The sequence below is a fragment of the Streptomyces sp. NPDC096048 genome, from assembly GCF_044763415.1.
In the GTDB taxonomy this organism is placed as follows: Bacteria; Actinomycetota; Actinomycetes; order Streptomycetales; family Streptomycetaceae; genus Streptomyces.
The window spans coordinates 167,037-187,013 of record NZ_JBIWGG010000014.1 but is presented as its reverse complement, the minus strand read 5'-3'; the positions used below and the strand labels follow the sequence as shown (position 1 = coordinate 187,013).

Here is a 19,977-nt window from a genome sequence, read left to right as displayed (position 1 = left end):
CCGTCAGACGAGCGGGATCGTCACCTCGTCCTCGACCGGCGGGTCCAACTCCTGCGCCCGGTTGCCGGTGGCGGCGTGGCAGCGCAGCCGGACCGCGTCCGGAGCGACGTCCAGACGCAGGAAGCACTTGAAGAAGGGCGGATCGTACGTCGCCGAGCTCGGCGAGAACAGCTGCGTGTAGATCTTGCGCACGGGCAGCCGGAACCGCTTCCCGCGATCGGGCCGCCGTCCGGTGCCCAGCAGTCCGGCGACCAGCCTGGTGCGCCGGGTGACCCGCGCGGCCGTGCCCGGGGCGCGGGCCGGGCGGATGCCGAGGCGTTCGGTGATCACGGCTGTCGCCTCGGCCTCCGTGAGGGTGAAGAAGCGGCGCAGCCGCAGCCGGCGGCCGTACAGCCGGCTGTAGAAGGCGAGGGAGTCGCCGCGCAGCGGATAGCAGCGGAAGTCCTGCTCGTCGACGCCGGCCACCGAGACACGGGGGATGGTGTGGGTGGCGTGCATGAACGCCCCGCCGCCGCCCGCGACGACGTACTGGACGGTGCGGCCGCCCACGTCGACCGGATAGCGCTGGTAGTTGTGGATGTCGCCGCCTATCGCCGCGACGTAGTGGTGGCCGGGGTCGCGCACGAGGTCGTCGACCGTGCCGCCGCCCTCTATGGGGCACGGGTGGTGCTCGCCGTCCACGTACAGGGGCGAGCCGGTGACGAGGATCTTCGGCCGCGGGCCTCGGGACACCTCGCGCAGCCACGCGCCCTGTTCGGCGTCGACCGTGCCCAGCAGTCCCGTGTCGATGCCGATGATCCGCACCGGTCCGGCGTCGATCGCCCAGTACGGTCCGGGCTGGTCGGCCCGCTGCGCGGGTGCGGACCGCATCTCGCGCGCCTCGTCCAGGTGCCGGCCGTCGTCCGGGCGCGGCCGGTGCCACAGCACGGACCGCAGCCAGGCGGGGGTGAGCGGGCGCGGCGCGGGCTCCGGCGGCAGGGGCGGGGCGTCGTCGCAGAAGACGCGCATGAAACCGCCGAGGTCCTCGTACCAGTCGTGGTTGCCCGGTATCGCGTATATGGGTGCCGGGTAGTCGCGGTACGGGCGGAAGAACTTCGTGCCGTAGTCGTCCGCGCTGCCCACCGGGTAGATCACATCGCTGGCGAGGACGGCGAACCGCGTGTCCTGACCCACCTTCAGAAGGCCGGGGACGACGGCGTACTGCGGGTCGTCGCCCTCTCCGGTGTCGCCGATGACCAGGAACGAGAACCGGTCCGGGTCATCCCGCCGGATCACCTTGTCGGCCGGCGCCCCGGCGGCCGTCCGCCGCGCCACCCAGCGGCCGCGGGTGCGGCCCGTGGGGTCCCCGAACCAGGAGGCCAGCACGCCGTTGCGGGCGGCCCACAGCGTTCTCGGGCTCAGCCAGGACAGCTTCTCGGTGCGCTGCGGCATGAGTGCTCGGTAGGCGCCGCGCTCGGCGGAGCCCCAGCCGGCGCCTTCGGCGGTATCACGTGAGGAGTCAGACACCCGGGCACGGTAACAACGCCCGGGACGGCGGCCCGACGAGGGGCGTCCCGCCAACTCCCGGTCCGGCACCGCCGTTTCGAGCCCTCCGGGTCAGAACGTCCGCTTCAGGAGGTCCAGCAGCGCCTCCCAGTGCCGCTCGGTCGCCTCCGCGTCGTACGCCGCGGTGTCCGCCTGCGTGTAGCCGTGGGGGGCGCCGCCGTACACCTCGCAGCGGTGCCGGACGCCGGCCGCGGTCAGGGCGGCCGCCAGGCGCTCCTGCTGCTGGGGCGGCATGGACCCGTCGTGGTCCGCGTGACCGAAGTACAGCTCGGCGGTGATGCCGCCGGCCACCAGGTGCGGACTCTGCGGCCCCTCGGTCGCCAGGTTCCCGCCGTGGAAACCGGCCGCCGCCGCCACCCGGTCCGGGTACGTGCCGGCCGTGCGCAGCGCGAGCCCGGCGCCCATGCAGTAGCCGGTCAGCGCGACCGGGCCGTCGGCCACCGCCGGGCACCGCGCGAGCCACCGCAGCCAGGCCCCGGCGTCCCGCATCGCCCGGTCGGGCGTCAGCGACCGCATGACCGGGCCGAGGCGCTGGAAGATGTCCGGCCGAGCCGCCGGGTCGATGAACTCGGGCAGTTCCACGACCGGCGCCCGCCCGTGCCGGTAGAAGACGTTGGGGACCAGGACCGTGTACCCGGCACCGGCCAGCCGGTCGGCCATGTTCCGCAGTTGCGGGCGCAGTCCGAAGGCGTCCATGTAGAGCAGGACCGCGGGACGCGGATCCCCGTCGGCGGGATGCGTGAGGTAGGCGTCGGCGGTGCCCTCGTCGGTGGGGACGTCGACGGCTGTTCCCTGTACGGCGGTCATGGCGGGCCTGCCCTTCTGTCGTGCCGCGGTGCCCGATCCGCCGGCGTCACCGGCGGATCATGGCCATCCTGACAGGTCGGGCCGGGGGAGCGGCGGCGGTCCCCCGGCGCTGAGCGGCCCGCTACTCGAACCTGGCCGTGTCGCCCGCCCCCCGCCGCACGATCTCCGCCTCACCGCCGGAGAAGTCGACGACCGTGGTCGGTTCGGTGCCGCAGTCCCCGCAGTCGATCACCGCGTCGACCACATGGTCGAGCCGGTCCTTGATCTCCCAGCCCTGGGTCATCGGCTCCTCCTCGCCGGGCAGCAGCAGGGTGCTGGACAGCAGCGGCTCACCGAGCTCGGTGAGCAGGGCCTGGGTGACGACGTGGTCCGGGATGCGCACACCCACGGTCTTCTTCTTCGGATGCTGGAGCATGCGCGGCACCTCCCTCGTCGCCGGCAGGATGAAGGTGTAGCTGCCGGGCGTCGAGGCCTTGATCGCCCGGAACACGTCGTTGTCGATCTGTACGAACTGACCGAGCTGCGCGAAGTCCTGGCACACCAGGGTGAAGTGGTGCCTGCTGTCCAGTTGCCGGATCGACCGGATGCGGTCGATGCCGTCGCGGCTGCCCAGTCGGCAGCCCAGCGCGTAGCAGGAGTCCGTCGGATACGCGATCAGCGCATCGGAGCGGACGCTGTCGGCGACCTGGGCGATGCTGCGCGGCTGGGGGTTGTCGGGGTGCACGTCGAAGTACTTCGCCATTCACCGAGCTTATGCCCGATGGAGCGCGCCGGACCGACAGGCCCGGTCGGCGGCCCGGCCGCCGACCGTTTCCCGGATCGTCTTCCCGGATCGTCGCGCCGCCACAGGTGCCGTGCGCGCTCAGCCATGCGGTAACGTCCCCGCCCTGGGCCGAGGGTCAAGGCGAGGACGAGGAGAAGGCCGACGTGGCGGGCCGAGAGGACGGGGCACGGCAGTGGAGAGCCGGGGCCGGTGAACACGCGGACTGGGCGGCGGAACTGCTCGACCACCTGCGGCCGGCCGGACGCGACGTACGCAGGGTCGTGACCTGGCTCGCCCGCGCCGCGCACGCGGCCGTGTCCCTGCAGGACGGTGCCGGCCGTCTGCTGGCCGGTACCCGCACCCCGCTGGACGAGGACCTGGTCGCCGACATCACCTCCGGCCGGATCGCCTCCGCCGCCCTGGAGGACCGGGGCCGTCATCTCCGGCTCGTCCGCGTGGAGCGGGTCCACCCGGCGCCGGCCGCCGTCCTCGCGGTGGCACGCGAGACCCCCTTCGACCGGCGGGTCTTCGACATCGTGACGCACACCGCCCAGGTCGTGGAGCTGCTGCTGGCCGGCCACGAGTCGACCGCGGCCGGACACCGGCTGCGTCGGGCGACCTCGGACCTGCGCCTGGCCATCCTGCAACTGCTGATGGTGGAGGACATCGTCTCCGCCCGCCGCGTGGCCGCCGGACTCTGGCCGGGCCTCCTGGACACCGACGAGGCGTGCGTCTACGTCGTGGAGAGCAGTCCCGAGGAGCGCGACCGGCTCGCCGAGGAGTGCCTGTCGGCGACGGGCGAACGGGCGCTCGTCGTACGGTGCCCGGCCATGGACGGACACGTGATCGTCCTCACGCCCCGCGAGGCGGCCGGTCAGGAGCTGCGCGCGCTCGTCGGCCGCCTTCCCGGCGTCTTTCTGGGCGGCAGCGCCCGGCAGAGCCTCGCCCGCACCGCCAGCGCGTACGGCCAGGCCGTGAGCGCCCTGGCCGTCGCCCGGTTCCGCCCGGACAAGGCGGCTGTGTACGCGGAGCGGACGCACCCCGAGCGCCTGATGGACCCGGCGGCGCTGCACGGCTGGACGCTCCACCTGCTGCGTCCGCTCGACGTCCTGCCGCACCACACCCGCGCCGAGCTCCTCGCCACCACCCGGCTCGGCCTGGAGTTCACCGCCGTCAACACCGCGAAGGTCCTCGGCGTCAGCCGCAACACGGTCCGCGCCCGCATGGACCGGGTCGAGTCGCTGCTGCGGACGGACTTCGCCGACCTGACCGTCCGCGCCACCGTCCACCTCGCCCTGAACGCCCAGGCCGGCCTCGCCCAGCACCCCGGCGGCCCGGAACGGCCCGGCCCCGCCCGGCTCACCGACCTGCTGGCCGGGCCCGCGCTGCGCACCTGGGCCGACGAGCTGCTCGGCCGCCTGGAACCGGACCCGCGAGACCTGCGGCGCACGCTGCGCGCCTGGATCTCCGTCGGCGGCAACGCCGAGCGGGCCGCACGGACGCTCGGCGTGCACGCCCAGACCGTGCGCGAGCACGTCCGCAGCGCCGAGCCCGTCCTGGAACGCCAGTTGCTCGCCTCGGGCAGCGACCTGTACGAGGTCGTGCTCGCCCATCTGGCGGCGGGTGACCTCGACCAGCCGCCTCTGCGTGGGACGAAGCCGGACCATCCGGACTCACCTGTGCACGGGTGAGTCCCCGCGGCCCCGCAGCGGGCATCGACACGATTCACAACGGCCGAGCCGTCCACGTAGGTTCGACGGACCGAGGGGGCACGACCGGAACGGGGGACCGGTCGCGCCCCCTCCGCCCTCAGCCGTGCGGGAGGATCACCGCGCGGCCGTTGACCTTCCCCTCGTGGAGCCGCTCGTAGGCGAGCGGGGCGTCGTCCAGGGAGTACGTCTCGGTGTGCACCGACACGGCGCCCGAGCGGGCCAGGTTCAGGACCTCGATGAGTTCGCTGCGGGTCCCCCAGTAGGGGGCGCTGACCGACACCTCGAAGGGCAGCAGGCCGAACCCGACGGGGAGCGACCCGCCGCCGATGCCGACCAGCGTGACATCGCCCTCGACGGCGGCGACGGCGCCCGCGGTCCGCACGGTGGGCGCCACTCCGACGAAGTCGAACACCGCCTGGGCGCCCAGGCCGCCGGTGAGTTCGCGCACCGCGTCCGCGGCCTTCGCGTCCGAGAGCACCGCCTCGTGCGCGCCCACCTCACGGGCGAGGCGCAGCTTGTCCTCGCTGACGTCGAGGGCGACGACCCGGGCGGACGTCAGGGCGCGCAGCAGCTGGATGGCGACGTGGCCGAGGCCGCCGGTGCCGATGACGACCGCGGTCGACCCGGGGACCAGCTTGGGCAGCGACCGCTTGATGGCGTGGTACGGCGTCAGCCCCGCGTCCGTCAGTGGCACCGCCGTGACGGGGTCGAGGCCGTCCAGCGGGACCAGGTGCCGGGGGTCGTCGACGAGCAGGTACTCGGCCATCGAGCCCGGACGCCCGAGCCCCGGCGGGTGGATGCCCAGCTCCTCGGCGCGCAGGCAGTAGTTCTCCTTGCCCTCGGCGCACTTGGCGCAGGTGCCGCAGCCCCAGGGGCCGTACACGGCGACCGCGTCGCCCTCGGCGAGGCCGGTCACCCCGGCGCCCGATGCCGCCACCGTGCCGACGCCCTCGTGGCCGAGGGTGAGGGGCAGCTCGTAGGGGAAGCCCTCGGCGGGCCAGCCCATCACCGCGATGTCGGAGTGGCAGACGCCGGCGGCGGTGACCTTCAACAGCACCTGGCCGGGGCCGGGCTCCGGGTCGGGGACCGTGACCACCTCGGGCGGTGCCCCGACGGTGCGGTACTGCAGTGCCTTCATGGCTGAACTCCTTTGTTCTCCCCCCCTGGTCGGCCCCCTGTGGTGCGGCCGCTCTCAGACGGCGGTGTGGTCGGCGACGACGACGTACGCGCCGCCGGCGCCGAGGCGGCGGGCGATGGCCAGGCCGATGCCGGAGGCGGCGCCGGTGACGAGGGCGGTGCGGCCGGTGAACTCGGCGGCGTGGTCGGCGACGGGGGTGGTGGCGGGGGCCGTGCCGTGGGTCGGGCCCGTGCTGCCGGTGGTGGTGCTCATGGTGTTCTCACTCTTCGATGGTGCTGTCGGGGGTCGCGGCCGCGGCCTCCGAGGTCAGAGCGTCGTAGGCCCGCTCCACGAGGGCGGCGAGGTCTGCGGCTCCCGCGTCCCGGTCGCCGCCGCGTGCCCACAGGCGCAGGGCGGCGATCAGGACTCCGGCGGCGGCGTCCACGACGGCGGCCGGGCGCACGTCCCGGACGTCGTCGGTGCCGAGCCGGTCGGCGACGATGCGGATCGACTCCTCCTGGGCGTCGACCCGGATGCGCTGGTAGGCGGCGAACAGGTCGGGCTCGCTGTCGGCGAGGGCCAGCAGTCGACGCATCCGGGGACGCAGGTGCCAGGCAGGGTCGGCCCGGTCGGTCAGCCAGTCCCGCACGGCCCTGCGATAGGCGAGCAGAGGCGGCTCGTCGGCGGGGCGGGACCGCAGCAGCGCGTTGATGCGGTCACCGTCCCGGCGGACGAAGTCGAGTGCGGCGTCCTCCTTGCCGGCGAAGTGCCGGCTGAACGTGCGGCGGGTGACGTCCGCGCGCTCGGCGATGGCCTCCACCGTGGTCGCCGCGGACCCGCGCTCCAGGATCAGGTCGCAGGCGGCGGCGGCCAGCGCGTCGCGGGTCTGCCGCGCCTTGCGCTGCCGCCGGTCCTCGGGGGTCGGGGAGGGCTTCGTCGCCGTCATGCCTCCGAGCGTACACCCGAGAATGTCCCAATGAGACATGTGACTCACCGAGACAAGTGACCCATTGGGACATGAATGGCGGACCGAGGCTGTGCCCGCGGACGCGGTGTGCCCCATGGCGCCCCGGGTACCCGGCCCCCACTTCGGATCGAACACCTCGAGGAGGAGGCCCGCATGACCAGCGGCACGGAGACCGGCGGCGTGACCGGCACGCAGGACAAGGACTACAACCTGATCTGGTACGTCGAGTCGTGCCTGAACAACGCGCTGCGTCTGGAGTCGTACATCCAGGACGCGGAGCGCAACAAGGACACCGAGGTCGCGGAGCTGTTCCGCAAGGCGCAGGCGGACAGCCGCAAGGGCGCCGAACTCGGCAAGGGGCTGCTGCGCGCACGGCTGAACGGCGGCTGAACGCGGTCCGCCCGCCCGCGAGGACCCGGACGGCCCGGTGGCTTGGGCGTCCGGGTCCTCGGCGTGATTACGGCGCGGGGTACGGCAATGCACGCAAACCGGTATGTGTCGGATGACGCATCGCGGGGTACCCGGGGCGCCCATGTGCGCGGCCGACGGCCGCCTCGCAGCTCAGGGCCGCGTCCGAGGCCGGCCACGAGTCGAAGGAGCCCACGAACATGACGGACGTATCGAGCCAGGGACCCGCCCCGGGCGACGACCGCAAGGTGCTCACCAACCGGCAGGGGCACCCCGTCTACGACAACCAGAACCAGCGCACCGTCGGCGCCCGCGGCCCCGCCACGCTGGAGAACTACCAGTTCCTGGAGAAGATCAGCCACTTCGACCGCGAGCGCATCCCCGAGCGCGTCGTGCACGCCCGCGGGGTGACGGCGTACGGCTACTTCGAGGCGTACGGCGCCTGGGGCGACGAACCGATCGAGCGCTACACCCGGGCCAAGCTGTTCCAGGAGCGGGGTAAGCGCACCGACCTGGCCGTCCGCTTCTCCACCGTCATCGGCGGACGCGACTCGGCCGAGACGGCCCGCGATCCCCGCGGTTTCGCGGTGAAGTTCTACACCGAGGACGGCAACTGGGACCTCGTCGGCAACAACCTCGCCGTCTTCTTCATCCGCGACGCGATCAAGTTCCCGGACGTCATCCACGCCCTCAAGCCGGACCCGGTGACCTTCGAGCAGCAGCCGCGGCGCATCTTCGACTTCATGTCGCAGACGCCGGAGTGCATGCACATGCTGGTCAACCTGTTCAGCCCGCGCGGCATCCCGGCGGACTACCGCCACCAGCAGGGCTTCGGCGTCAACACCTACAAGTGGGTCAACGCGGCCGGCGAGACCAAGCTCGTCAAGTTCCACTGGATGCCCAAGCAGGGCGTACGCAGCATGACCGAGGAGGACGCCGCCAACGTCCAGGCCCACAACCTCGGCCACGCCACCAAGGATCTCTACGACGCGGTGACCCGCGGCGACTACCCCGAGTGGGAGCTGCTCGTCCAGATGATGGACGACCACGACCACCCGGAGCTCGACTTCGACCCGCTCGACGACACCAAGACCTGGCCGGAGCAGGAGTTCCCGGCCAAGCCGGTCGGACGGATGGTGCTCGACCGGATGCCGGAGAACTACTTCGCCGAGAACGAGCAGATCTCCTTCGGCACCGGCGTCATCGTCGACGGCCTGGACTTCTCCGACGACAAGATGCTGGTCGGCCGCACCTTCTCCTACAGCGACACGCAGCGCTACCGGGTCGGCCCGAACTACCTCCAGCTGCCCGTCAACCAGGCCAAGAACGCCGATGTCCGCACCAACCAGCGCGACGGCCAGATGGCCTACCACCAGGACGGCGGCGGCGAGAACCCGATCGTCAACTACGAGCCGTCGATCACCGGCGGCCTGCGCGAGGGCGAGTACCCCACGCACGACGAGCAGGGACCGGAGATCCGGGGGCGGCTCACCCGCAAGCGCATCCCGCGCACCAACGACTACATGCAGGCCGGGCAGCGCTACCTGCTGCTGGAGCCGTGGGAGCGCGACGACCTCGTGGCGAACTTCGTCAACCTGCTCTCCCAGTGCGACCGACCGGTGCAGGAACGCATGGTGTGGCACTTCCTGCTGGTCGAGAACGATCTCGGCCTGCGGGTCGGCGAGGGGATCGGCATCAGCCCGCAGGACGTCTCGCACCTGGAGCCGCTGGCCGGCCAGGACCTGACCGACGAGGACCGCGAGCGGCTGGCCAACCTCGGCAAGAACCCGCCGCGTGACGTCGAGGGGCTGACGATGACCCACTGCGTACCCAACGAGCGGCACGTCGTGACGCGCTGACGCTCAGCCGGGGCGTCGCAGTGCCGCCCGGGCCACCGTGAGGGCCTGCTCGGCGTAGCCGCGCCCGAAGAGTACGGCGTGCACCAGCAGCGGAAAGAGCTGGTGCACGCCGACGCGGCCGGCCCAGCCGTCGGCGAGCGGCGCGGTCTCCTGGTAGCCGTCCAGGATCCGGTCCAGCCGGGGGCAGCCGAAGAGGCGCAGCATCGCCAGGTCGGTCTCCCGGTGCCCGCCGTGCGCGGCCGGGTCGATCAGACGGACCTGCCCGTCGGCGCCCCACAGCACGTTGCCGTTCCACAGATCGCCGTGCAGCCGGGCGGGCGGCTCCGCGGGCCCCGCCCACTCGGGCAGCCGCTCGCAGACCCGCTCGACGTCGGCCGCCTCGGCCTGCCGGAGAGTCCCGGCGTCGACCGCGCGGCGCATGTACGGAAGCACCCGGTGCTCGGCGTACCAGCTCGGCCAGTCGCCCCCGATGACGTTGCGCATCGGGGCGAGGCCGATGTACGCGTCCTCGGGTCCGCCGGGCGGCGCCGCACCGAATCCCGGAGCCCCGGCGGCGTGCAGCGCGGCCAGGTCCCGGCCGAACCGGACCGCCGCCCGCTCGTTCGCCCGCCCCGGTGCCACGCGGTCGGTGACCAGCCAGCGCTCGTCGTCGCCGCGCACCGCCGGGATCCGCACCGTGCCGGCGTCGGCCAGCCAGCGCAGCCCGGCGGCCTCGGCCCGCGCCGCTCCCGCCCCGTCCCCGCGCTTGACCATCACCGCGTGTCCGTCGTCGAGGGTGACTTCGGTGAGCGCCCCGGACAGCGGGCGCTCACCGGCCACCGACCGACCGGTGAACCGGGCCGCGGCGGCCGAGGGCGAGGTGGGGGGATGCACGGCTACCAGCCTAGGGCGAGGTGGGGGGACGTAGGACTACCGGACCAGGCCGGACCAGACCAGAAAGGACCAGACCAGACCGGACCGGACCGGATCAGGTCGGACCAGGCCGGACCAGACCAGGCCGGGCTGCGGCCGACCCGGTGAAAAACCTCCGGTACGCCGAAGGAAGACCCCGGGCGCGGGGGAGCAGTGGGACTATGACCAGTTCAGCGTTCCATCGCACCATCACCTTGCCCGCCCCCGTGTGCGAACAGGCCGCACAGCACCTCGAACACGCGGTCCAGAAGGCCATCGACGGCGCGGCGGCCCCCTGGCGCGCGTTCCGCGGGGCCGATGGCGACGACTTCGCGTTCTCCGTCCCGGTCGTCGAGCAGGCCGCGGGCTGCCTCCTGGTGCTGGCCGCCGAGAGCGCCCAGAGTCTGCGCCCCTCCGCGCTGCGTGCCCTGATCACCGTCGCCCTCCATCTGCGGGACGCCGCCGAGGCGGTCCGCCGGCCCGTGCTGACCAGCGGGGCCTGGTGAGCACGGGACCGGTCCCGCCCGGCCGGTAGAACGCGGTGCCGCGTTCCTGAGCGTGTGCTTGGCTCTGCGGCATGGAGTACTCCCGTTTCCTCGACTGCCTCGCGGCCGACTACGACCGGCTGCGGGCCGTCGTGGCGACCGACGCCGAAGCCCCGGTGCCCACCTGCCCCGGCTGGACCGTCGCGGATCTGACCCGCCACGTCGGCGAGGTCTACCTGCACAAGACCGTCGCCATGCGCGAGGGCGTCGAGCCCGAGCCGTGGCCGCCGAAGGAGTTCGCCGAGGAGGAGCCGACGGCGCTGCTCGACCGTGGGTACACCGCGCTGCGCGCCGAGTTCGCCACCCGCGCTCCCGAGGACCCGGCCGCCGGCTGGTACGGCCCCGACCAGAGCGTCGGCTTCTGGATCCGACGGATGGCCCAGGAGACCGTCATCCACCGCATCGACGCCGAACTCGCCACCGGACGGTCCGTCGCGCCCGTCCCGGCCGATCTCGCCGTGGACGGGATCGACGAACTGCTCAAGGTCTTCGCCGCGTACTCCGTCGCCGAGTGGGGCGAGTACTTCACCGACGTCCTGGGCGACACGCCGGGGCACACGTCCCTGGTACGGGCCGGTGACGCGACGTGGCGGGTACGGACCGGCCCGGGGGAGTTCGCGGTGACGGACGGCGCCGGCGACGGCACCGCCGACGTGACGTTCAGCGGCACCCCGGAGGCCGTGCTGCGCCGGCTGTGGAACCGGGAGAGCCCCGACGGGGACACCGGGGTGACGATCGAGGGCGACCCGGAGGTGGTCGAGGAGTTGCGGCGCTGCATCGTCGTGGCGGCCGAGTGACCGGCCGCCCGCCACCACACCCTGCACCACGACGCCGGGCGCCTGCACGAACAGGCAGAACAGCGGGGGCGCGGAGCACGCCATCTCCCGTGGCGTGACATGGCATGACATGGCGTGGCGTGACATGGCGCCGGGCCAGCGCCCGCCGAGCGCCGCCCGCGCGGGGTCGCACCCGACCGGCGAGGCCACGTGAAGCCGGCCAGGGTCAGCACCACGACGACGGTGAAACGGGGCCCGGCCGGCTCCGCGGCGGCGCCCCGGGCGGCAGGGACGGCCTCGTGCGCGGGTGCGGACCCGACGCGCACCGGTTCGGCCGGCCGGGCGGGCACCCGGGGATCGGCGAAGGTCGCCCGGGGGTGCAGTCCTGGGTAAGAAGGGAGGGCACGCAGTGCGCTCGCGCCCGCGGCCGGGCCCTTCGGCCCGCCCGGGATGTGTCCGAGGCCACGCCGTCGACGCGAGCCGGGCCATGTTCCGCGCCGGGGGGCTCGGGCTACGGTTCTCGCGGACCCCGTGTCCTCCACGGCGACCAGACTCCGTGTCCCACGACGAGCAGTTCGGACGGCCCTGCAGTGCACGCAGATCTCTCCCCCGTCATCGCGGCGACCGCCCAGTGGCTCACCCGCGCCTATCCGGCGTCCGGCGGCGCGCTGGCCGGCGCTCTGTGCGAGGCGCAGGCGCGGCAGGCGGTGACGGTCGCGGCCCGGCTGCGCTATCCGACCCCGATCGACGTCGCGCTGCTGGGCGTGGCGGGGCCCGGAGGCTCCGCCCGGCTCGACTGGATCACCGGCGCGGACGGTACGGCGGTCGCCGACGCGGACGGGGACGCCTGGCGGACCTGGGTGGACGAGGTCGTCGCGAGCTGGGCGGCCTGCCTGCTGACCGACCCGGAACTGGCCGCCCTTGCCGTGGCGGCGCTGGCCGACGGTGACCTTGTGTCGGGTGCGCCGTCCGGTACGCCGGTCGAGTTCCGCCGCCTGCTCGCGCCCGACGAGCAGGACCGGCGGGCAGCGACGCTGCTGCGCCACCCCGATCTCGCCGCGCCCGTCGCCACACTGCACCACGCCCAGCTCGTCGCCCGGCTGGATCCCGGCCGGGCGCTCGTCGCCTGATCCGCGCCCTGAGGGTGGTTGCGGGATGCCTGCCGCGGCCCTGTGCGGGGTTCGGTGGGGGGTGCGGGTCGCGGTGCGGGCCGCGCGTGCGGCGGCGTGGTGGGCCGGGCCGCGCCGTGGGTGTCCGTCCTTGGAGCGGCGCGGAACCGGTCGGCCACGGAAGTGCTGCGTGTTGACGCGCCAACCGCTGCGGCGGACACCCTCCGACACGTCCCTTCTCGCCGTACGCGGCTCTCCGTCCGCCCCGGGGGTGGGGGGGGGGCTCGCTCAGGCGGCCGTCCCCAGGGCTGCCTGGCCGGGCACTTCCGCGTCTCCGGCGCGCAGCGCCACCGGTGTGCCGGTCTGGCGCTGCCGCAGGAGGTGGCCCGCGCCGATGCTGCCCGCGATGATCAGTCCGCCCGCGATCAGGGCGCCGCGCGCACCGGCCAGCTCCATCAGCAGGCCGAGTGCCGGCGGGCCGCCCAGTCCCCACACGGTGCCGATGCTGCCCCACACCCCGAGCACCCGGCCCCGCATGTGCGCGGGCGGGTCGGTCTGGAGCACCGCCGTGCCCGCGGTGTCGGAGACGGACTCCACCACGGCCATCGGCAGCACCATCACCAGCAGGACGGCCAGCGACGGCGACAGGCCGGCCACCACCTGCAGCAGCCCGCCCGCGGCGGCCAGCGCGCCCACGGTCCGCACGGAGGGCCGGCGCAGCCGGGCACCCAGAACGGCGCCGACGATGCCGCCGACGGCCAGCACCGTGGAGACCGTGCCGAACGACCCGGCGCCGCCCGCGAGCGGCCCGGTGACCAGGACGGCCAGGGTGAGGTGGTAGTTGCGGCCGAAGACCGCGCTGACCCCGGTGACGCCGGCCAGCGCCAGCAGGCGGGGACGGCGTGCGAAGAAGGCCAGCCCCTCGCGCACGGTCATGGTGTCCGCCTCACCGCCGCGCTTCACCGCCCCGGTGTGCTTGACCGCCCCGCGCGCCGGACGCAGGAAGGGGATGACCGAGGCCACGAACAGGAAAGACAGCCCGTTGGCGGCGTAGGCGGCGGCCGTGCCGAGGAAACCGACCGTGACCCCGGCCAGCGCGGCCCCCGTGAGGCGGCCGGCCTGGTGGACCAGCGCGCCCACGCCGATCGCGGAGGGCACGTCCTGGGCCGGGACGAGGTCGTTGCCCAGCAGCGAGCACGCCGGGCCGTCGACGGTGGCGATGACACCGGTGACGGCGGCCAGCACCATCAGGGAGGTCACGTCGAGCCGGTCCAGTGCCACCATGAGCGCCGTCACGAACGCGACCGCGCCGAGCAGGGCCTGGCTGACGGCGGCGGTCAGCTTCCGCGGCCAGCGGTCGACGGCCGCACCGCCGAACACGCTGATCAGGAGCGCGGGCGCGGCCTGGACGGACATGGACAGACCCGTCGCGGCGGCGGACCCGGTGATCTGCAGGACCAGCAGGTTCTGCACCGTGAGCTGCATCCACGTACCGGCGTTCGACACGAAGTTCGCGACCGACCACCAGCGCATGCTGCGGTATCTCAGGGAGCGCCACGGCGAACGGGACGCGGCCTCGGACGGTGCGGAGGCGGGGGCAGGGGAAGAAGACACAGTGCGCCACTCGAAGACGGGTCGCGAGACCCGGAAAGGGAAAGGGACGGGAGCGAGAAGGCCGGCTGCGTTGCGCGGCCACTCCACTGAGCCGGATGACGGCGCCGACCATCGTGGCAGAAGGGACCGGCGAGTCATCACCGTCACCCGCCCCCGAGCGGGGAGTGGAGGGGGCAAACCCCGTTCGTCTGAATGAAGTTGCCGAGGCCAGTGGGTTTGATCACAGGGGCTGGCTCCCGACGCGTCGGGGCGGCGGCCGTGACCGTGGCCACAGCGGTCCGGCCGCCCGGCTGGTGACGGGGGCTGTCACTGCTGGGGCCGCGGTTGACGTCAGAGTATGAAAGTGACTCGGTGGGGCACCCGGGGCACGCTTCGTCAGCGCTTCGCAGAGGAAGAAAGGTCGTCCTCATGATGCCGATGGCGGCGTTCAGCCCGCGGGCGGAGATCCGCCCGCCCTGGGGCCAGGCCCTGGTGACCGGCGGTGCGGGGTTCCTCGGGTCGCATCTGTGCACCCGCCTGCTCGATTCAGGTGTCGAAGTCGACTGCCTGGACAACCTCTCCACGGGGCGGGCGGAGAAGGTGGCGCACCTCGCCGGCCGGCCCGGCTTCCGCTTCCTGGAACGCGACATCTCCGAGCCCGGCTGCCCGGACGCCCTCATCGGCCCCTACGACCTGGTCCTGCACCTGGCGGGCCCCGCGTCCTCGGCCGCCTGGCCGGACCGGCCCGTGGAGGTCCTGGAGGCCGCCAGCCTCGGCACCCAGGCCGCGCTGGCCGTCGCCGACCGGGACGGTGCCCGGTTCCTGCTCGCCTCCTCGCCGCCGGTGCTTCCCGCCGCGCCGCCCGACACCGACCCGGTCGGCCCGCACAGCGCCTGCGCCGAGGCCGTCCGGTTCTCGGAGGCCCTGGTCGCCGCGCACGCGGGCGCCCACGGCTCGAACGCCGGCATCGTCCGGCTGTTCACCGGCTACGGACCCGGTATGCGCACGGACGCCGGTGGGACCCCGGCCGGCTTCATCGAGCAGGCCCTCGCCGGCCGGCCCGTCACCGTCACCGGGGACGGCAGCCGGAAGCACCCCCTGTGCTACGTCGACGACATGGTCGACGGCGTGCTGCTGGTCGCGGCCGGCCGCTCGGTGCGGCCCGTGGACATCGGCGGCGACGAGGAGCCCACGGCCGTGGAGATCGCCCGCCGGGTGATCGACCTGACCGGCTCCGACTCGCCGCTGACGTTCGTCGAGGGGGTGGGGGACCGCCCGGCCGAGCCCCGGCCGGTCACCGGCTTCGCCCGCGAGATCTTCGGCTGGCTGCCGAGCGTGACCTGGCAGGACGGCCTGGAGCGCACCGTCGCCTCTCTCCGCGGCCTGCCCGAGCCGATCCCGACGGCGACGACCGGACGGGCGGGGGAGTGGTGGGTGTGACCGTGTGAGGGGCCCGTCGCCATGGCGACGGGCCCCTCACACGAGTGCGGACGGCTGCGCTCAGTCGGGCTTGCCCCGCCCCGACATCGCGTCCCGCACCCGGTCGACCATTCCCGCACCGGGCGCCAGGAGCTTGTTCATCGGGGGCTTGTCCGGCGCGGACGGGTGCGGACGTGTCGGCGCCGTCTTCTTCGCCTGCCGGACCTTGTCACCCAACTGGTTCAGCGCGTCCGCGGGGCACGCCTCACGGAGCCTCGGGAAGAGGTTGCCCTCCTCGTCGGCGACGTGGGCACGGATCTCGCTCATCAGCATGCCGATCAACCGGTCGAACTCGGCGTCGTCCGACGCGCAGTCCTCCAGGTCCTTCATGATCTGCTCGGCCTCGGCGTGGTCCTCGAGTTCCTTGTCCGCGAGGGCACCTCCGTTCGGCACGTGCTCACGGACGGCCGGGTAGAGATACGCCTCCTCCGCCACCGAATGCCGGATCAGCTCGATCGTGGCCTGATCGGCGTACAGCTTGCGGTCCTTGTGACCGGACGGCAGCGCCTCGATCTTGCCGAAGAGCTCCTCGACCTCACGGTGATCGGTCGTCAGCTCGTCGATGACGTTTCCTCCGTGTCCCATGCTTCACCTCCAGTAGACCGTGGCGGTTACGGGACCGACCCGCCACGAGCGTCGGGTCCCCCCGCACTCAGTGGGCTAACGCCCGTTCGCCGGCGCCGGGCTCAGACGCCCAGCTTGGCCCGGACACCGCCCGCCGCCGCCGCGGGACGTGCCGCGGCCCGCACCGAACGGTGCACCAAGTGGGCGTCGTGCCGCAGGTCCTGGGCCGCGTGCCGGCCGCGCCACAGCAGCGAGGGGGCGCTGCCGGTGTCGTCGGCCGCGATCAGCAGCCCGCCCATCATGGACAGGTTCTTCAGGAAGTGGATGCGCTGCTGGGTGCGGTCGGACGGGTCCTCCGCCTCCCAGTAGCGGTGCGCCGCCAGCGTGGTGGGGACCAGCGTCGCCGCGAGGGCCAGCGCGGCCAGCCGCGGACAGCGGCCGAGCCCGAGCATGATCCCGCCCACCACCTGGACGGCGCCGTTGAGCCGTACGAGTTGTTCGGTGCCGTCCGGCAGCGCCGCCACGCGGTCGGCCACCGGCCGCACGATCGGCTCCGCCGCCGGGGCCACGTCCTCGGGCCGGCGCAGGCTTTGCAGACCGCCCGCGACGAACATCGAGGCGAGCATCGGGCGGCCGACCATACGCAAAAGACTCATGACGCTCTCTCGCTTCTTTCCGTCGGTGTCGGAGGTTGCCAAGGGTGTGATGCCTACTCGGATCATCAGGTGCCCGGACCCGGCGGCGCCATTCGGCGTCCGGCGCGGCAGTGGCGCTCGTCGGCACCGCGCCGCGCGGGTTCCGCCCAGGTCACAGGCTGTTGAGGATCTGCGGTGACAAATTCTTGATCATGGTGTTGGTCCAGCGCATCTGGCGCAGTGTCCGCGGATGGCAGGCCGAGGCCAGCCCCAGCAGCTCGCTGTCCCTGGACGCCTGGGCGGCCTGGGCGAGCATCTCCCAGTGCAGCGAGTTCTCCGCGGCGGCGACGTGCAGCTCCCGCAGGTCGCGCAGGAGCAGCAGGCCGGGCTCGGGGCGGTGCGCCACCGCCTCCGACGCCTTCTTCCGCAGCGTGGCGAAGACGCCGTCCGACGCTTGGTCGGCCGGGTCGCCGAGCTTCACGTCGTGGTGCGCGGCGACCTCGGCCAGCCGCCGGACGTGTTCCCGGGACCAGACGGCGAGATCGGTGGCGACGTGATGGACCTCGTGCTCGGAACGGTGCCGCTCGGCGACGGTCACCAGGTCGTGCGCCAGGCGCCGCTCGCCGCGGTGCAGCGTGCGCAGGGTCAGGGTGATGCCGTTCACTGGGCGCCTTCCTCGCGGCCGTGCGGGAACTCGGCCGGTGTCTGTGCCGTGTGCGCCGCCGTTCCCCCCGCGGTCGGTGGTGCGGTGCCGGCGGTGACGGGCGCCGAGGCGGTGGTGGTCGGGGCGGGGGACGGCCGGCCGTCGCCGCGCTCGACGAGGGTGAGGGCGGCCGTGGCCGTCTTGAACAGCGGCTGCTTGGAGGCCGGGTCCCAGTCCGTGACGGTCGTCTCGTTGGCGGCCCGCCCGGGAGCGTCCGGGCCCGGCCCGGACCCGTCCTCGGTGTCCCAGTAGCCGTAGTGGAACGGCACGAACAGCAGGCCCGGCCGGATGCCGGTCACCCGCAGCCGCCCGCGCAGCGAACCGCGCTTGCTCGTCACGTCGACCAGGTCGCCCTCGCCGAGGCCGAGCCGGTCCGCGTCAGCGGTGGAGATCTCCACCCACACGTCGGGGGCCGCGGCGTTGAGCTGGGGCGCCCGCCCGGTCTTCGTACGGGTGTGGAAGTGGTAGATCGTCCGGCCCGTGGTGAGCTGGAACGGATACTCCTCGTCCGGCTCCTCGTGCGGCGGCCGGTAGGCGGCGGCCTTCAGCATCGCCCTGCCGTCGGGATTGAGGGAGCGGTATTCCACGACCTCCTGCGACGCCCCGGTCTCCAGGTCCTTGCCGTAGCTCTCGCACAGGTCCGGGTGGGCCCAGCCGAAACCGTCGGTGTAGAGCCGCGCGGTGCCCTCGGGCGCCCGCTCGTCACAGGGCCACTGGATACCGCTGGTGTCGCGCAGCTTGGCGTAGGTCAGGCCGGTGTAGTCGCAGGGCCGGCCCGCGCTGCACCGCTTCCACGCCTCGAACGCCGACTCGGGGTCGTCCCAGGTGATCAGCGGGCCGCCGTCCTTGTCCCGGAAGTCCATGCGCCGGGCGTAGTCCAGGAAGATCTCCAGGTCGGGCTTGGCCTCGCCGGGCGGTTCGACGGCCTTCTGAGACAGGTGCACCGTGCGGTCGGCGTTGGTGAGGGCGCCGGTCTTCTCGCCCCAGGTGGCGGCGGGCAGCACCACGTCGGCCAGTTGCGCCGTCTCCGTCAGGAACAGGTCCTGTACGACCGTGAACAGGCGCTGCTGCGTCAGGATCGAGCGGATGCGGGACAGTTCGGGCAGGGACACGGCCGGGTTGGTGCCGCTGATCCACAGCATCCGGATCGAGCCCTGCTCGGCGTACCGGTACATCTGCATCGCGTGCGTGGGCGGCGCGTAGTGCGGGATCGTCTCCGGCTCCACGTTCCACACCTTCGCGAGGTCGGCGACGTGGGCGTCGTTCTGCCAGTTGCGGAAGCCCGGCAGGTCGCCGTTGGCGCCGCACTCGCGGGTGTTCTGCGCGGTGGGCTGGCCGTTCATCTGGAGCAGGCCGGCGCCTGGGCGGCCCAGCATGCCGCGGATCAGGTGCAGGTTGTTGATCTGCACCGCGGCGGCGGTGGCCTGGTGGGACTGGTAGACGCCCTGGAGGACGGTGGAGACCAACGCGTCGGTGGTGCCGACGAGTTCGGCCGCCTCCTCGATCCGGGCGGCGGGGACGTCGCAGATGTCCGCGGCCCACTTGGGCGTGCAGCCGGCGACCCGGTCGGCCAGTTCCTCGAAACCGACGGTGTGCGCGGCGATGAAGTCGCGGTCGATCCTCTCGTGCCGGATCGTCTCGTGCAGCAGCGCGTTGAGCAGGGCGACGTTGGTCCCGCCGCGGGGCGCGAGGTGCACGGCGGCGTGCCGGGCGACCCGCGTGGGCCGGGGGTCGACGCACAGCAGGCGCGGCGGGTCGGCCCCCTCCATCCGGTCCAGCAGCCGCATCCACTGCACGGGCTGGGTCTCGGCGATGTTGTGGCCGAACAGCGCGACCACGTCGGCGTGGTCGAAGTCGTCGTAGCTGCCGGGCTGCCCGTCGGAGCCGAACGTCTCCTTCAGCGCCTCCCCGGCCGTCGCCGTGCACAGGCGGGTGTTGCCGTCGAGGTGGTTGGTGCCGATGCCGCCCCGGGCGAGCACCGTGAGCGTGTAGTACTCCTCGAGGAACAGCTGGCCGGAGGTGTAGAAGCCGATCGAGCCCGGGCCCCGCTCCTCGAGCAGTTCGCGCGAGCGGGCGGCCACCAGGTCCATCGCGGTGTCCCAGTCCGTCTCCACCAGCCGCCCGTCCCGCCTCACCAGCGGCCGGGTCAGCCGGTCCCGGGAGGCGTTCGCCTGCCACCCGAACAGGTCCTTCGGACCGAGCCGGCCTCGGTTGACCCGGTCCACGTCCCGGCCCCGTACACCGACCATCCGGCCGTCGGCCGCCACCGCGATGTCCATGGCGTCGCCGTCGGAGTGCAGGATCGACGCCGACTGCACCCATCGCCGCACCGCCTCAGGCTCCACCCCCTCCGCGAGGAAGGTGTCCACCCGGGCCGGCCAGGTCTCGTGCCGCCCGTAGGGCATCCTGTCGCCCCACGGCCGCGCGATCCGGTCCGTATCCTCCATAGCCGGCCTCCCGCCAACTGCCGCCACCGTGCCGGCCGCCGGGTACCCGGGCGCCAC

General features: G+C 73.4%; 18 protein-coding genes and 1 pseudogene. 7 read left to right on the top strand and 12 right to left on the bottom strand.

The genetic code is table 11. The features are described 5' to 3' along the window. Nucleotides 1-3 precede the first annotated feature (3 nt). The 3 genes from ACIQ6R_RS33025 to ACIQ6R_RS33015 all read right to left on the bottom strand — a co-directional run bounded on the left by ACIQ6R_RS33025 (nt 4) and on the right by ACIQ6R_RS33015 (nt 3,094). The gene (locus ACIQ6R_RS33025) at nt 4-1,506 is read right to left on the bottom strand and encodes a metallophosphoesterase family protein (protein ID WP_404225394.1); all 1,503 of its coding nucleotides are present in this window, start codon (nt 1,504-1,506) and stop codon (nt 4-6) included. 90 nt (nt 1,507-1,596) lie between these two features. After that, entirely contained in the window at nt 1,597-2,352 is a 756-nt protein-coding gene (locus ACIQ6R_RS33020; protein WP_404182842.1) for a dienelactone hydrolase family protein, read from the bottom strand. Between the two features lie 121 nt (nt 2,353-2,473). After that, nucleotides 2,474-3,094: an L-threonylcarbamoyladenylate synthase gene (locus ACIQ6R_RS33015; RefSeq protein WP_404182839.1), complete on the bottom strand. Its 621-nt coding sequence runs from the start codon at nt 3,092-3,094 to the stop codon at nt 2,474-2,476. A gap of 185 nt (nt 3,095-3,279) precedes the next feature. Here ACIQ6R_RS33015 and ACIQ6R_RS33010 point away from each other — a divergent pair, with 185 nt between their 5' ends. Beyond that, nucleotides 3,280-4,806, top strand: a complete 1,527-nt coding sequence (locus ACIQ6R_RS33010) for a helix-turn-helix domain-containing protein (RefSeq protein ID WP_404225392.1) — start codon at nt 3,280-3,282, stop codon at nt 4,804-4,806. 118 nt (nt 4,807-4,924) lie between these two features. On the opposite strand, the gene ACIQ6R_RS33005 is transcribed toward ACIQ6R_RS33010, so the two are convergent. From ACIQ6R_RS33005 to ACIQ6R_RS32995, 3 genes and pseudogenes are all read right to left on the bottom strand, one after another. After that, on the bottom strand, nt 4,925-5,965 hold the full coding sequence (locus ACIQ6R_RS33005; RefSeq protein WP_404225390.1) for an NAD(P)-dependent alcohol dehydrogenase: 1,041 nt from the start codon (nt 5,963-5,965) through the stop codon (nt 4,925-4,927). 60 nt (nt 5,966-6,025) lie between these two features. Further along, nucleotides 6,026-6,217, bottom strand: a pseudogene (locus ACIQ6R_RS33000) (SDR family NAD(P)-dependent oxidoreductase); the annotation flags it as partial. Between the two features lie 7 nt (nt 6,218-6,224). Then, the gene (locus tag ACIQ6R_RS32995; protein ID WP_404225388.1) at nt 6,225-6,890 is read right to left on the bottom strand and encodes a TetR/AcrR family transcriptional regulator; all 666 of its coding nucleotides are present in this window, start codon (nt 6,888-6,890) and stop codon (nt 6,225-6,227) included. A gap of 174 nt (nt 6,891-7,064) precedes the next feature. Between ACIQ6R_RS32995 and ACIQ6R_RS32990 the strand changes: the two genes are divergently transcribed. Both ACIQ6R_RS32990 and ACIQ6R_RS32985 read left to right on the top strand, forming a co-directional pair. After that, nucleotides 7,065-7,301, top strand: a complete 237-nt coding sequence (locus ACIQ6R_RS32990) for a hypothetical protein (protein ID WP_404182827.1) — start codon at nt 7,065-7,067, stop codon at nt 7,299-7,301. Nucleotides 7,302-7,519: 218 nt separating this feature from the next. Further along, entirely contained in the window at nt 7,520-9,178 is a 1,659-nt protein-coding gene (locus tag ACIQ6R_RS32985; protein ID WP_404182824.1) for a catalase, read from the top strand. A 3-nt stretch (nt 9,179-9,181) separates the two neighbouring features. Here ACIQ6R_RS32985 and ACIQ6R_RS32980 read toward each other — a convergent pair whose 3' ends face one another. Further along, nucleotides 9,182-10,051: a fructosamine kinase family protein gene (locus ACIQ6R_RS32980; protein ID WP_404182821.1), complete on the bottom strand. Its 870-nt coding sequence runs from the start codon at nt 10,049-10,051 to the stop codon at nt 9,182-9,184. Nucleotides 10,052-10,251: 200 nt separating this feature from the next. Here ACIQ6R_RS32980 and ACIQ6R_RS32975 point away from each other — a divergent pair, with 200 nt between their 5' ends. From ACIQ6R_RS32975 to ACIQ6R_RS32965, 3 genes are all read left to right on the top strand, one after another. Then, the gene (locus tag ACIQ6R_RS32975; RefSeq protein WP_404182818.1) at nt 10,252-10,575 is read left to right on the top strand and encodes a hypothetical protein; all 324 of its coding nucleotides are present in this window, start codon (nt 10,252-10,254) and stop codon (nt 10,573-10,575) included. 71 nt (nt 10,576-10,646) lie between these two features. Beyond that, nucleotides 10,647-11,411 (top strand): maleylpyruvate isomerase family mycothiol-dependent enzyme, encoded by a 765-nt coding sequence (locus ACIQ6R_RS32970; RefSeq protein ID WP_404225386.1) that lies wholly within the window; start codon nt 10,647-10,649, stop codon nt 11,409-11,411. A 569-nt stretch (nt 11,412-11,980) separates the two neighbouring features. Beyond that, entirely contained in the window at nt 11,981-12,520 is a 540-nt protein-coding gene (locus tag ACIQ6R_RS32965; RefSeq protein WP_404182812.1) for a hypothetical protein, read from the top strand. Between the two features lie 267 nt (nt 12,521-12,787). Here ACIQ6R_RS32965 and ACIQ6R_RS32960 read toward each other — a convergent pair whose 3' ends face one another. Then, a complete protein-coding gene (locus tag ACIQ6R_RS32960; RefSeq protein ID WP_404225384.1) occupies nt 12,788-14,032 on the bottom strand; it encodes an MFS transporter in 1,245 nt (414 codons plus the stop codon). Nucleotides 14,033-14,521: 489 nt separating this feature from the next. Here ACIQ6R_RS32960 and ACIQ6R_RS32955 point away from each other — a divergent pair, with 489 nt between their 5' ends. Continuing rightward, entirely contained in the window at nt 14,522-15,532 is a 1,011-nt protein-coding gene (locus ACIQ6R_RS32955; protein WP_404225382.1) for an NAD-dependent epimerase/dehydratase family protein, read from the top strand. A gap of 60 nt (nt 15,533-15,592) precedes the next feature. Here ACIQ6R_RS32955 and ACIQ6R_RS32950 read toward each other — a convergent pair whose 3' ends face one another. The 4 genes from ACIQ6R_RS32950 to ACIQ6R_RS32935 all read right to left on the bottom strand — a co-directional run bounded on the left by ACIQ6R_RS32950 (nt 15,593) and on the right by ACIQ6R_RS32935 (nt 19,920). Further along, nucleotides 15,593-16,156, bottom strand: a complete 564-nt coding sequence (locus ACIQ6R_RS32950) for a hemerythrin domain-containing protein (RefSeq protein WP_404182802.1) — start codon at nt 16,154-16,156, stop codon at nt 15,593-15,595. Nucleotides 16,157-16,257: 101 nt separating this feature from the next. Continuing rightward, nucleotides 16,258-16,791 (bottom strand): DoxX family protein, encoded by a 534-nt coding sequence (locus tag ACIQ6R_RS32945; RefSeq protein WP_404225380.1) that lies wholly within the window; start codon nt 16,789-16,791, stop codon nt 16,258-16,260. A gap of 151 nt (nt 16,792-16,942) precedes the next feature. Continuing rightward, nucleotides 16,943-17,434 carry a hypothetical protein gene (locus ACIQ6R_RS32940; protein ID WP_404225379.1) on the bottom strand — a complete coding sequence of 164 codons (492 nt, stop codon included), beginning with the start codon at nt 17,432-17,434 and terminating at the stop codon, nt 16,943-16,945. Then, nucleotides 17,431-19,920: a molybdopterin oxidoreductase family protein gene (locus tag ACIQ6R_RS32935; protein ID WP_404225377.1), complete on the bottom strand. Its 2,490-nt coding sequence runs from the start codon at nt 19,918-19,920 to the stop codon at nt 17,431-17,433. The genes ACIQ6R_RS32940 and ACIQ6R_RS32935 overlap by 4 nt, the downstream gene beginning before the upstream one ends. Nucleotides 19,921-19,977 lie beyond the last annotated feature (57 nt).

Excerpts from the sequence above, each read along its gene's own strand:
- ACIQ6R_RS32955 (WP_404225382.1), top strand. The coding sequence starts at position 14,522 with ATGATGCCGATGGCGGCGTTCAGCCCGCGGGCGGAGATCCGCCCGCCC.
- ACIQ6R_RS33015 (WP_404182839.1), bottom strand. The coding sequence starts at position 3,094 with ATGGCGAAGTACTTCGACGTGCACCCCGACAACCCCCAGCCGCGCAGC.
- ACIQ6R_RS32945 (WP_404225380.1), bottom strand. The coding sequence starts at position 16,791 with ATGAGTCTTTTGCGTATGGTCGGCCGCCCGATGCTCGCCTCGATGTTC.
- ACIQ6R_RS32970 (WP_404225386.1), top strand. The coding sequence starts at position 10,647 with ATGGAGTACTCCCGTTTCCTCGACTGCCTCGCGGCCGACTACGACCGG.
- ACIQ6R_RS32985 (WP_404182824.1), top strand. The coding sequence starts at position 7,520 with ATGACGGACGTATCGAGCCAGGGACCCGCCCCGGGCGACGACCGCAAG.
- ACIQ6R_RS32995 (WP_404225388.1), bottom strand. The coding sequence starts at position 6,890 with ATGACGGCGACGAAGCCCTCCCCGACCCCCGAGGACCGGCGGCAGCGC.
- ACIQ6R_RS32975 (WP_404182818.1), top strand. The coding sequence starts at position 10,252 with ATGACCAGTTCAGCGTTCCATCGCACCATCACCTTGCCCGCCCCCGTG.
- ACIQ6R_RS32950 (WP_404182802.1), bottom strand. The coding sequence starts at position 16,156 with ATGGGACACGGAGGAAACGTCATCGACGAGCTGACGACCGATCACCGT.
- ACIQ6R_RS33020 (WP_404182842.1), bottom strand. The coding sequence starts at position 2,352 with ATGACCGCCGTACAGGGAACAGCCGTCGACGTCCCCACCGACGAGGGC.
- ACIQ6R_RS33005 (WP_404225390.1), bottom strand. The coding sequence starts at position 5,965 with ATGAAGGCACTGCAGTACCGCACCGTCGGGGCACCGCCCGAGGTGGTC.
- ACIQ6R_RS32960 (WP_404225384.1), bottom strand. The coding sequence starts at position 14,032 with ATGCGCTGGTGGTCGGTCGCGAACTTCGTGTCGAACGCCGGTACGTGG.
- ACIQ6R_RS32990 (WP_404182827.1), top strand. The coding sequence starts at position 7,065 with ATGACCAGCGGCACGGAGACCGGCGGCGTGACCGGCACGCAGGACAAG.
- ACIQ6R_RS32935 (WP_404225377.1), bottom strand. The coding sequence starts at position 19,920 with ATGGAGGATACGGACCGGATCGCGCGGCCGTGGGGCGACAGGATGCCC.